The following is a 12,308-nucleotide window of genomic DNA, read 5'->3' as shown; positions in this document are numbered from 1 at the left end:
GTATCCGGTCAGGCACAGAGTCCGGTCAGGCACAACGGCACTCAAGGGGAAGGGCCGGGAAGCACCATGCAACACGGCAAATACCGATTCATCGTGGGCTTCCTGGCCCTGCCCGTCATCGTCTACGCGGTCTTCGTGATCTCGCCGTTCGTCCAGGCGTTCCAGATCTCGCTGACCGACTGGTCGGGGCTTGTCGGCACGGCGAAGTTCGTCGGATTCGAGAACTTCGAAAAGCTGTGGCACAACGAGGACTTCTGGAACGCGCTGTGGCACAACGTCTGGATGCTGATCGCGGTGCCGATCGTGACACTGGGACTCGGCCTGTTCTTCGCCTTCATGCTCAATGTCGGCGGAAAGCGCCGTAAGAACGAAGTCATCACCGGGGTCACGGGTTCGAAGTTCTACCGTTTCGTCTTCTTCTTTCCGCAGGTCATCTCCATCACCATCATCGCCGTCATCTGGTTCAACATCTACAACCCGGACCCGCAGGACGGCATGCTCAACTCCCTGCTGGGCGCGGTGGGTCTGGAGAGCCTCCAGAACGCCTGGCTGGGCGAGAAGAGCCTCGCCCTGCTCTGCATCATGGCGGTGATGATCTGGTCCCACGTCGGCTTCTACGTCGTGCTGTTCTCGGCGGCGATGGCGTCCATTCCGCGGGACATCTACGAGGCGGCGCTGCTGGACGGCGCGGGCCGCTTCCCCACCTTCTTCCGGATCACCCTGCCGCTGCTGTGGGACACCGTGCAGACCGGCTGGGTGTACATGGGCATCATCGCCCTGGACGGCTTCGCCCTGGTGCAGATCATGTCGGTCAACATGGGCGGCCCCGACGGCGCCACGGACGTCATGCCGCTGCGCCTGTATCTGACGGCGTTCCGCGACAGCCAGTTCGGCTACGCGTCCGCGATGGGCGTCGCGATGCTCATCGTCACCATGACGTTCGCAGTGCTCACCATGCGCTTCGCGCGGCGTGAGCGGATCGAGTTCTAGGGGTACGGGGCGACATGACGACGGACACGAACACGGGCACGGTCACCAAGACGGACGAGGCGGACCGGCCGAGGGTCACCACGAAGCTCGGCCCGACCGACGGCCGCAGCTCCGAGGGAGGCGTACTCCACGTCTTCTCGCACGGCATGCTCGTCGTGTGGGCGCTGATGGTCGGCGTGCCGCTGCTGTGGGTGCTGTGGAGCTCCTTCAAGACGAGCAACGGCATCCTCTCCGACCCATGGGGGCTGCCGACCTCGCTGCACTTCGAGAACTGGGCCAACGCCTGGAACAAGGCGAACATGGGCCAGTACTTCCTCAACACCGCGATCGTGGTGGGCGGTTCGGTGGTCGGCACGATGGTGCTGGGTTCCATGGCCGCGTACGTGCTGGCCCGGTTCACCTTCCCGGGCAACCGGTTCATCTACTTCATGTTCGTGGCCGGCATGTCCTTCCCGGTGTTCATGCTGGTCATCCCGCTGTTCTTCGTGCTGCGGGACTTCCCGGGCAGCTCGCTGCTCGCCACGTACCAGGGGCTGATCCTGGTCTACATCGCCTATTCGCTGCCGTTCACGGTCTTCTTCATGACCGCCTTCTTCCGCACGCTGCCCACGTCGGTCGCGGAGGCGGCGCTGATCGACGGCGCCTCGCACACGCGCACGTTCTTCCAGGTGATGCTGCCGATGGCCAAGCCGGGTCTGATCAGCATCGGCATCTTCAACTTCCTGGGGCAGTGGAACCAGTACCTGCTGCCGATGGTCCTCAACCAGAACGAGGACAAGTACGTCCTCACCCAGGGTCTGGCCATGATCGCCCTCCAGCAGGGCTATGAGAACGACTGGGGCGCCCTGATGGCCGGCATGATGATCGCGATGCTGCCGGTGCTGATCGTCTACTTCATCTTCCAACGGCAGGTGCAGGCGGGCCTGACGGCCGGCGCGCTGAAGTAAACGCTCTCTGTTCGCTCCACGGTAAGCGTCACATCACCCCACGTCACACAGGAGCCGCCTCGCCCCGGGGCGGTTCACGTGTGCGCGTACACACTCCCGGATCGGGTTCAACCTCTTGACGGGAGGCAACCCGAACGGCTCAGCTTAGAGTTCACTAGTTGGACACGTAACGGGGCCTCGTCGAAGCGGTCCCGCGCGCAGGAGGTCGTCGTGGAGACTCCGGGGTCGCAGTCGTCGCTGCACCGAGCCAACCTGGAGCGGGTCGTCCGGGCCGTCCGGCTGGCCGGATCGCTCACCCAGGCGGAGATCGCGAGGACGACGGGTCTGTCCGCGGCGACGGTCTCCAATATCGTCCGGGAGCTCAAGGACGGCGGAACGGTCGAGGTCACGCCCACTTCGGCGGGTGGCCGCCGGGCCCGCAGCGTCTCCCTGAGCGGGGACGCCGGGATCGTCATAGGGGTCGACTTCGGCCATACGCACTTGCGCGTCGCGGTCGGGAACCTCGCCCACCAGGTGCTGGCCGAGGAGTCCGAACCGTTGGACGTCGACGCCTCCTCGGCGCAGGGCTTCGACCGGGCCGAACAGCTGGTCAACCGGCTGATCGAGGCAACCGGCGTCGACCGGTCCAAGATCGCCGGAGTGGGTCTGGGTGTGCCCGGCCCGATCGACGTCGAGTCCGGCACCCTGGGCTCCTCCGCGATCCTCCCGGGCTGGATCGGCACCAAGCCCGCCGAGGAGCTGCGCGGTCGGCTGGGCGTGCCCGTGCACGTGGACAACGACGCCAACCTGGGTGCCCTGGGGGAGATGGTGTGGGGCAGTGGGCGGGGCGTGCGGGACCTGGCGTACATCAAGGTCGCCAGCGGTGTCGGCGCAGGCCTTGTCATCAGCGGCAAGATCTACCGGGGCCCCGGTGGCACAGCCGGAGAAATCGGGCATATTACTCTTGATGAGTCCGGCCCTGTCTGCCGCTGCGGAAACCGGGGCTGCCTGGAGACCTTCGCGGCCGCGCGCTATGTGCTCCCGCTCCTTCAGTCCAGTCACGGTACCGATCTGACCATGGAGGGTGTCGTACGGCTGGCCAGGGACGGAGACCCGGGTTGTCGTCGGGTGATCGCCGACGTCGGCCGCCACATCGGCAGTGGAGTCGCCAATCTCTGCAATCTTCTGAACCCGAGCAGGGTGGTCCTGGGCGGTGATCTCGCCGAGGCCGGTGAGCTGGTGCTCGGGCCGATCCGGGAGTCCGTCGGCCGCTACGCCATCCCCAGCGCGGCGCGCCAACTGTCCGTTCTTCCCGGGGCACTTGGCGGTCGTGCGGAGGTGCTCGGAGCGCTGGCGCTCGCACTCAGTGAGATGGGCGATTCAACCCTTTTGGACAGCACCCTGCATGCGGCCACCCCTGCCTTCACTTAGAGAACGGATGGCGCCGTTGCCAACCCGTTAAGGATTTACTTCTTGACGTCGCACGTGTGGCCGAGTTGACTTCCAGCCACCTCGGCCGCAGCGTTGCGGCCCTGTCAGGGAGGCACAACCCAACATGAACGCAACGATGCGTAGAGTCGTGATCGGCGCCACCGCCGTCTCCATGGCACTGTCGATTGCCGCGTGCGGCAAGGCGGGCGACGACAAGGACGACTCCGGCAGCACCTCGGACAGCAAGTCCATCGGCCTGCTGCTCCCCGACAACGTCACGGCGCGCTACGAGAAGTTCGACCGGCCGTACTTCGAGGACAAGGTCAAGGAGCTCTGCTCCGACTGTGACGTCCAGTACGCGAACGCCGCTGCCGACCCGGCCAAGCAGGCCCAGCAGATGAGCAGCATGGTGACCAAGGGTGTGAAGGTCATCGTGATCTCCGCCCAGGACTCCGCCGCCATCAAGTCCTCCATCCAGTCCGCGGTGAACAAGGGCGTCAAGGTCATCGCGTACGACCGCCTCGCCCAGGGCCCGGTCTCGGCCTACGTCTCCTTCGACAACGTCAAGGTCGGCGAGCTCCAGGGTCAGGCCCTGCTCGACGCACTCGGCGACAAGGCGACCACCAAGTCCAAGGTCGTCATGATCAACGGTGACGACGCCGACCCGAACGCCGGCCAGTTCAAGGAAGGCGCCCACAAGGCCCTCGACGGCAAGGTCGACATCGCCTACGAGCAGTCCGGCCTGTGGAAGGACACCGTCGCCGCCCAGAAGATGTCCGCGGCGATCACGCAGCTGGGCGCCAAGAACATCGCGGGCGTCTACGCCGCCAACGACGGCATGGCCGGTGGCATCGCCAACACCCTCAAGGGCGCGAAGATCAGCGGCATCCCGCTGACCGGTCAGGACGCCGAACTGGCCGCCATCCAGCGGATCGTCGCCGGCACCCAGTCCTCCACGGTCTACAAGGCCTACAAGCCCGAGGCCGACACCGCCGCCGAGCTCGCCGTCAACCTGCTTCAGGGCAAGGACATCAAGTCCCTGGCCGACACCACGGTGACCAGCGGCTCCGGTGACAAGGTGCAGGCCAAGCTGCTGACCCCGGTGTCCGTCACCAAGGAGAACATCAAGGACACGGTCGTCAAGGACGGTCTGTACACGGTCGCCAACATCTGCACCGCCGAGTTCGCCAAGGCCTGCAAGTCCGCCGGCCTGGAGTAATCGCGCCACCGCACGCGCCCCGGTCCGAGTCCCCGGTGAGGGACTCGGACCCGGACCTGCGAGCGGTGCCACGAAACCCCCTCCGACGCCCGCCCCACCTTTCAGACCCCGCTGCGGGGCGGGCGTCGGACGGAACTTGTTCGCTTTGTAAACCACGTGCGTGGCGCGGCCTCCCGCCGCGACCCGCACGTCGCTCCGCGCACACCCCAAGCGCGGCATCCCCGCCGGTCAGGCGGCGAAGGAGATGGTTCACGTGTCCGCTACGCCCGTGCTGGCGTTGCGCGGAGTCTCCAAGCGATTCGGTGCGGTGCAGGCACTCACCGATGTCGATCTGGAGGTCCACGCCGGAGAAGTGGTCGCCCTGGTGGGCGACAACGGCGCAGGTAAGTCGACCCTGGTCAAGACGATCGCGGGTGTCCACCCCATCGATGAGGGCGCCATCGAGTGGCAGGGCAACTCGGTGAAGATCAACAAGCCGCACGACGCCCAGGGCCTCGGCATCGCGACGGTCTACCAGGACCTCGCGCTCTGCGACAACCTCGACGTGGTGGGCAACCTCTACCTCGGCCGCGAACTGCTGCACCGGGGCGTCATCGACGAGGTGACGATGGAGAAGAACGCCCGCGAGCTGCTGTCCACGCTCTCCATCCGGATCCCGAGCGTGCGTATCCCGATCGCGAGCCTCTCCGGCGGTCAGCGACAGGTCGTCGCCATCGCCCGTGCCCTGATCGGCGACCCCAAGCTCGTCATCCTGGACGAGCCCACCGCCGCCCTCGGCGTCGAGCAGACCGCTCAGGTCCTCGACCTGGTCGAGCGGCTGCGCGAACGCGACCTCGCCGTCATCCTCATCAGCCACAACATGGCCGACGTCAAGGCGGTCGCCGACACCGTCGCCGTGCTGCGCCTGGGCAAGAACAACGGCTCCTTCCCCGTGAAGGACACCAGCCACGAAGAGATCATCGCCGCCATCACGGGTGCCACGGACAACGCCGTGACCCGTCGCGCGGAGCGGCGCACCACGGAGGCGGCACAGTGAGCGACACGTCGAAAACCGTGAAGAGCGATTCCGCCGAGACCGCGACGGTCGGCGCGGGCGCGGCAGAGGGCCAGACCACCGTCGCTCCCGCCGACGACCCCACGGCCGCGCCGGTCACCGTCGTCGACCCGCGTCTGCTGGTCCGCGAAGAGGGCTTCAAGGGCTACCTCACGGAGTTCAAGCGCAAGGTGAAGGGCGGCGAGCTGGGCTCGCTGCCGGTGGTCATCGGCCTGATCGTCATCTGGACGATCTTCCAGCTGCAGAACGACCGCTTCCTGAGCGCGGACAACCTCTCGAACATCAGTTACTTCCTGTCGGCCACCGGCATGCTCGCCATCGGACTGGTCTTCGTCCTGCTGCTCGGCGAGATCGATCTGTCGGTGGGCTCGGTCAGCGGTCTGGCCTCCACCCTGTTCGCCGTGTTCGTGGTGAACCAGGGGGTGAACGCCTGGTTGTCGCTGGTCCTCGCGGTCCTCACCGGCATCGCGATCGGCGCGCTGCACGGCTGGTTCTTCGCCAGGATCGGCGTACCGGCGTTCGTCGTGACCCTGGCCGGCTTCCTCGGCTGGAACGGTCTGATGCTGTGGCTGCTGGGCGACAGCGGCACGATCAACATCCCGTCCGAAGCGGGTCCGGTCCATCTGCTCGGCCAGAGCTCGTTCTTCATGGACCAGGCCATCATCGGCGCGTACCTGCTCGCCGGCCTCGCCGTCGTGCTCACCCTCGTCGGCAACTTCAACGAGCAGCGCCGCCGCAAGGCCGCGGGGGTGCCGTTCCGGCCGACCAGCGAGATCCTGCTGCGCGTGGGCGCGCTCGGCCTGGCGTCCTTCGTCGCCGCGGCCGTGCTCAACGACTCGGCCGGTGTCTCCAACGCGCTGGTGATCTTCCTGGCGGCGCTGGTGATCGTGGACTTCGTGCTGCGCCGTACGACCTACGGCCGCCAGGTCTTCGCGGTCGGCGGCGGCATCGAGGCCGCTCGCCGTGCCGGTATCAACGTGCCGATGATCCGGATCAGCGTGTTCGCCATCTCCGGTGGCTTCGCGGCGGTCGGCGGTATGTTCTTCGCCGGTCAGACCGCGAGCGCGACGCTCTCCGCGGGTGGCGGCAACACCCTGATGCTCGCCATCGCGGCGGCCGTCATCGGTGGTACCAGCCTCTTCGGCGGGCGTGGGTCCGTGTGGTCGGCGCTGCTGGGCATGTTGGTGATCCAGTCGATCCAGACGGGTCTTGACCTGCTGAACATGAACACGTCGATCCAGTACATGATCACGGGTGCGGTGCTTCTGGGGGCGGTCGTCATCGACTCCGTCTCCCGTAGGAGCCAGAAGGCTGCGGGGCGCGCGTAGCGCCACCGCGCACCTACCCTGTGCCCGGCACCGATGACGGTGCCGGGCACAGTCATGTCGTAGGGACGCCACAACTTGGGTACAGCCGAACGCGTGACGCATCACGCACCGCCCGGGCGCGGGCCGCAACGGCGGAACATTAGACTCGACAAGCCCGGCAACAGCTCGAACAGCTCTACTGCAAGGAGGCACGGGTGCCGCTGCTGACCCGCATCACGGGACCGCGCGATCTGGACCGGCTCAGCCCTGAGCAGCTGGACCAGCTGGCAGAGGAGATCCGCACCTTCCTCGTCGAGGCGGTTTCCAAGACCGGCGGCCACCTCGGCCCCAACCTCGGTGTGGTGGAGCTGACCATCGCCCTGCACCGGGTCTTCGACTCACCCAAGGACAAGGTGCTCTGGGACACCGGCCACCAGTCCTACGTCCACAAGCTGCTCACCGGCCGCCAGGACTTCAGCAAGCTGAAGATGAAGGGCGGCCTGTCCGGCTACCCCTCGCAGGCCGAGTCCGAGCACGACGTCATCGAGAACTCGCACGCCTCGACCGTCCTCGGCTGGGCCGACGGCCTCGCCAAAGCCAACCAGCTGCGCAAACGCGACGACCATGTCGTGGCCGTCATCGGTGACGGCGCGCTGACCGGCGGTATGGCCTGGGAGGCGCTGAACAACATCGCCGAGGCCAAGGACCGCCCGCTCGTCATCGTCGTCAACGACAACGAGCGGTCGTACGCGCCGACGATCGGCGGCCTCGCGAACCACCTGGCGACGCTGCGGACCACCGACGGCTACGAGCGCTTCCTCACCCGCACCAAGGAGATCCTCGACCGCACGCCGGTCGTCGGCAAGCCGCTCTACGAGACCCTGCACGGCGCCAAGAAGGGGCTCAAGGACTTCATCGCGCCGCAGGGCATGTTCGAGGACCTCGGCCTGAAGTACGTCGGCCCGATCGACGGGCACGACATCGAGGCCCTGGAGTCGGCGCTCGCGCGCGCGAAGCGCTTCGGCGGCCCGGTCATCGTGCACTGCCTCACCGAGAAGGGCCGCGGCTACCAGCCCGCCCTCCAGGACGAGGCCGACCGCTTCCACGGCATCGGCCCCATCCACCCCGACACGGGCCTGCCCATCAAGGCGTCGGGCGCCGACTGGACCTCCGTCTTCGGCGACGAGATGGTGCGGCTCGGCAAGGAGCGCGAGGACATCGTGGCGATCACCGCGGCGATGCTGCAGCCGGTCGGCCTGAAGAAGTTCGCGGACGCCTTCCCGGACCGGATCTACGACGTCGGCATCGCGGAGCAGCACGGCGCCGTGTCGGCCGCGGGTCTGGCCCACGGCGGGCTGCACCCCGTCTTCGCCGTCTACGCCACCTTCCTCAACCGCGCCTTCGACCAGGTCCTCATGGACGTGGCGCTGCACAAGTGCGGGGTCACCTTCGTGCTCGACCGCGCCGGCGTCACCGGCACCGACGGTGCCTCCCACAACGGCATGTGGGACATGTCGATCCTCCAGGTCGTACCCGGACTGCGGCTGGCCGCCCCGCGCGACGCCGACCAGGTACGGGCCCAACTGCGCGAGGCCGTCACGGTCGAGGACGCGCCGACCGTCGTCCGCTTCTCCAAGGGCGCCGTCGGCCCCGCCGTACCCGCCGTGGGGCGGGTGGGCGGCATGGACGTCCTGCGCGAGCCCGGCACCGACACCCCGGACGTGCTGCTGGTCTCCGTGGGCGCGCTGGCCCCCATGTGCCTGGAGATCGCCGGCCTGCTCGACAAGCAGGGCATCTCCACCACCGTCGTCGACCCGCGCTGGGTCAAGCCCGTCGACGAGGCCATGGCCCCGCTCGCCGAGCGGCACCGCGTGGTCGTCACCGTCGAGGACAACTCCCGCGTCGGCGGCGTCGGCTCGGCGATCGCGCAGGCCCTGCGCGACGCGGGCGTAGACGTCCCGCTGCGGGACTTCGGCATCCCGCCGCGCTTCCTCGACCATGCCTCCCGCGCCGAGGTGATGGCCGAGATCGGCCTCACCGCCCCCGACATCGCCCGCCAGGTGACCGGGCTGGTCTCCAAGCTGGACGGCCGGTTCGACCGTACGGCGGCCGAGGTCGACTCGGTGGAGCCCGCGCGCGACTGACACCTTCATACGGCCGGATGGGCCGGTTTCTCCACCGTGTCGGTGGCGAAACCGGCCCATCTGTGTGAATCCGTCCGTGCCCGGGCATGCGTACCACGCCCCCTCTCGATCATGTCGAGGACGACAAGCGTGGGAGGTAAGCCCCGTGAGCAGCAGTCTCTTCCGGACGAAGAGAGTCGAGCAGTCCATCCTCGATACCGAGGAGCCAGAGCACGCGCTCAAGAAGTCCTTGTCCGCGCTGGATCTGACCGTCTTCGGTGTCGGCGTCATCATCGGCACCGGCATCTTCGTCCTGACCGGTACGGTCGCCAAGAACAACGCCGGGCCCGCGGTGGCCCTGGCATTCGTCGCGGCCGGCGTCGCCTGCGCGCTGGCCGCGTTGTGTTACGCCGAGTTCGCCTCCACGGTCCCGGTCGCCGGGTCCGCCTACACGTTCTCGTACGCCTCCCTCGGCGAACTGCCCGCCTGGATCATCGGCTGGGACCTGGTCCTGGAGTTCGCGCTCGGCACGGCGGTGGTGGCCGTCGGCTGGTCCGGCTACATCCAGTCGCTCATGGACAACGCGGGCTGGGAGATGCCCGCGGCCCTGGGCAGTCGGGAGGGCTCCGACGTCTTCGGCTTCGACATCCTCGCCGCGGCGCTGGTCCTCGTCCTCACCGCCATCCTCGTCGTCGGCATGAAGCTGTCCGCGCGGATCACGTCGATCGTCGTCGCCATCAAGGTGACCGTCGTCCTCGTCGTGATCATCGCGGGCGCGTTCCTCATCGACGGCGACAACTACGACCCGTTCATCCCGAAGCAGAAGGCCGTGGAGGCCGGGGAGAGTCTCCAGGCCCCTCTGATCCAGCTCATGTTCGGCTGGGCGCCCTCCAACTTCGGTGTGATGGGCATCTTCACCGCCGCCTCGGTGGTGTTCTTCGCGTTCATCGGCTTCGACGTGGTGGCCACCGCCGCCGAGGAGACCAAGAACCCGCAGCGCGACATGCCGCGCGGCATCCTGGGCTCCCTCCTCATCTGCACGACCCTGTACGTCGCCGTGTCGATCGTCGTCACCGGCATGCAGCACTACAGCCGGCTGTCCGTGGACGCCCCGCTCGCCGACGCCTTCAAGGCCACCGGGCATCCCTGGTACGCGGGCTTCATCAGCTTCGGCGCCGCCGTCGGCCTGACGACCGTCTGCATGATCCTGCTCCTCGGCCAGACCCGGGTCTTCTTCGCGATGAGCCGCGACGGACTGCTGCCCCGCTTCTTCTCCCACGTCCACCCGCGGTTCAAGACCCCGCACCGCCCGACCATCCTGCTCGGCGTGGTCATCGCGATCCTCGCCGGCTTCACCCCCCTGACCGAACTCGCCGCCCTGGTGAACATCGGCACCCTCTTCGCCTTCGTGGTCGTCGCCATCGGCGTGATCATCCTCCGCAGGACCCGCCCCGACCTGCACCGGTCCTTCCGCACCCCCTGGGTCCCGGTCATCCCGATCCTGTCGGTGTGCGCCTCGCTGTGGCTGATGATCAACCTGCCCGCCGAGACGTGGGTGCGGTTCGCCCTCTGGATGGCCGCCGGGTTCATCGTGTACTTCCTCTACGGCCGCACCCACAGCCGGCTCGGACGGCACGCGGAGACGACTGTCGGCGAGGTCACGAAGCCGCCGAAGGGAGACACCGCGTAGTCGAAACCAGCGGTTGACGGACGGTCAACCTGCCGCCCTCCGGCCCCGTATGTCCTGCTTCGGCAGGAACTGCGGGGCCGGATAGCGTTCACCTCATGGTCGCCGAGCTCCTCACACCACCACGCTCCGTGTCCACCCCACGCGCGGAACGCGGCTACTGGAGACGGCTGCTCCCCACCCTGGCCCTGCTGGCCTGCGTCACCCGCGTCCCCTCCTTCACCCGGCCGCTGTGGAACCCCGACGAGGGCTATCTCGCCGTACAGGCACGTCTGCTCGCGCAGGGCGGAGAGCTGTACGCCACCGTCGTCGACCGCAAGCCGCCGCTGGTGCCGTGGCTGTACCAGGCCGCGTTCGCGGTGGCCGGGTCCGGATCGCTCACGTCGGTGCGGGTCCTGGCCGTCGCGGCCCAGCTGCTGACCGCCGTGCTGCTGGCCTCGCTGGCCCGCCGCCGCTGGGGCGATACGGCGGGCGGGACGGCCGGAGTGCTGTATCTGCTGGTCTCGGTCGGGCTCAACCCGGAGGACGCCCAGGCCGCGACCTTCGAGGTGTTCATGCTGCCGTGCACGGCGGCGGCGATGTGGTGCGCGGACCGGCGCCGGTGGGGCGCGGCGGGCCTGGCGGTCGCGGCCGCCTTCCTCACCAAACAGACCGGTGGGGCGGTGCTGGTGCCGGTGATGTGGCTGTGCGTGTCAGCGGGAGAGGTCCGGGCCGGGGGACTGGTGCGGTTGGGGGCCGGGGTGGTGGTGCCGGTGCTGGGCGTGGCCGTGGTGACCGATCCGGCGGGGTTCCTGTTCTGGACGGTCACGGGATCGGGGGCGTACGCCTCGTTCACCGGCTCCGAGATCCACGTCCTGGTACGGGGGCTGACGAACGCGGCGATCCTGGCGGTGGCATGCGCCGGACTGATCCCGCCGGTGCTACGGGTGTTGCGGCCGGCCCGCACGGGAGCCGCCGACCTCTGGCTGTGGTCGGCCGCGTCGGCCGGCGCGGTCGTGCTCGGCTTTCACTTCTTCGGCCACTACTACCTCCAACTCCTGCCGCCCCTCACCCTTTTGGCGACGTCAGCGCTGCAGATCCTGCCGCGCGAGCGCCTGACCCAGGCGGTCCTGACCTCGGCCTGCTGCTGCGCCCTGTTCCTCACCTGGGGGCTGCTCGCGCCCCGACCCGAGCTCGACCACGCGAGGAGGCTGGCGGACGAAGTGGCGATGCGGACGGAGCCGGGGGAGCGGGTCCTCGTCTGGGGCATACACCCCGAGACGTACTGGCTGGCCGACCGCAGACCCGCGAGCCGTTATCTGACGGCGGGGCTCCTCACCAACTACAGCGGGGGACGCGACGGCCCACAGGTCGGTGAGCGCTACGCGGTCGACGGGGCGTGGGCGGTCTTCCGCGAGGAGATGACCGAGCGGGCGCCGGCGCTGGTGGTCGACGACTCGCGGGGGAAGCCGTACGGACCTCAGAGGGTGCCCAGTCTGCGGCGGCTGCTCGCGGCGGGGTACGAGGAGGCGGGGATGGTGGAGGGGGCGGTGCTGTACGTACGGAGCCGTACCTAGGTAAGCAATCCGTAC

General features: G+C 68.1%; 9 protein-coding genes. All 9 read left to right on the top strand.

What is annotated here, in order from left to right:
- Positions 1–66 precede the first annotated feature (66 nt).
- The 9 genes from ACTMVF_RS40695 to ACTMVF_RS40655 all read left to right on the top strand — a co-directional run bounded on the left by ACTMVF_RS40695 (position 67) and on the right by ACTMVF_RS40655 (position 12,293).
- Complete coding sequence (locus ACTMVF_RS40695) at positions 67–990, top strand: carbohydrate ABC transporter permease (protein ID WP_441276138.1); 924 nt, start codon at positions 67–69, stop codon at positions 988–990.
- A 14-nt stretch (positions 991–1,004) separates the two neighbouring features.
- Positions 1,005–1,937, top strand: coding sequence for a carbohydrate ABC transporter permease (locus tag ACTMVF_RS40690; protein WP_441276137.1), 933 nt, complete (start codon positions 1,005–1,007; stop codon positions 1,935–1,937).
- Positions 1,938–2,147: 210 nt separating this feature from the next.
- Positions 2,148–3,347, top strand: a complete 1,200-nt coding sequence (locus tag ACTMVF_RS40685; protein ID WP_441276136.1) for an ROK family transcriptional regulator — start codon at positions 2,148–2,150, stop codon at positions 3,345–3,347.
- Positions 3,348–3,471: 124 nt separating this feature from the next.
- Positions 3,472–4,566, top strand: coding sequence for a sugar ABC transporter substrate-binding protein (locus ACTMVF_RS40680; protein ID WP_441276135.1), 1,095 nt, complete (start codon positions 3,472–3,474; stop codon positions 4,564–4,566).
- Between the two features lie 244 nt (positions 4,567–4,810).
- Entirely contained in the window at positions 4,811–5,602 is a 792-nt protein-coding gene (locus ACTMVF_RS40675) for an ATP-binding cassette domain-containing protein (protein WP_441276169.1), read from the top strand.
- Positions 5,599–6,948, top strand: coding sequence for a sugar ABC transporter permease (locus ACTMVF_RS40670; RefSeq protein ID WP_441276134.1), 1,350 nt, complete (start codon positions 5,599–5,601; stop codon positions 6,946–6,948). The genes ACTMVF_RS40675 and ACTMVF_RS40670 overlap by 4 nt, the downstream gene beginning before the upstream one ends.
- A gap of 194 nt (positions 6,949–7,142) precedes the next feature.
- Positions 7,143–9,071, top strand: coding sequence for a 1-deoxy-D-xylulose-5-phosphate synthase (dxs, locus tag ACTMVF_RS40665; RefSeq protein ID WP_441276133.1), 1,929 nt, complete (start codon positions 7,143–7,145; stop codon positions 9,069–9,071).
- A gap of 145 nt (positions 9,072–9,216) precedes the next feature.
- The gene (locus ACTMVF_RS40660; protein WP_441276132.1) at positions 9,217–10,740 is read left to right on the top strand and encodes an amino acid permease; all 1,524 of its coding nucleotides are present in this window, start codon (positions 9,217–9,219) and stop codon (positions 10,738–10,740) included.
- Positions 10,741–10,835: 95 nt separating this feature from the next.
- On the top strand, positions 10,836–12,293 hold the full coding sequence (locus ACTMVF_RS40655) for an ArnT family glycosyltransferase (protein ID WP_441276131.1): 1,458 nt from the start codon (positions 10,836–10,838) through the stop codon (positions 12,291–12,293).
- Positions 12,294–12,308 lie beyond the last annotated feature (15 nt).

The sequence above is a fragment of the Streptomyces sp. SD31 genome, assembly GCF_052068475.1.
Taxonomy (GTDB): domain Bacteria; phylum Actinomycetota; class Actinomycetes; order Streptomycetales; family Streptomycetaceae; genus Streptomyces.
Note: the sequence above shows the minus strand (reverse complement) of the source record. Positions and strands in the feature narration are given on the sequence as shown.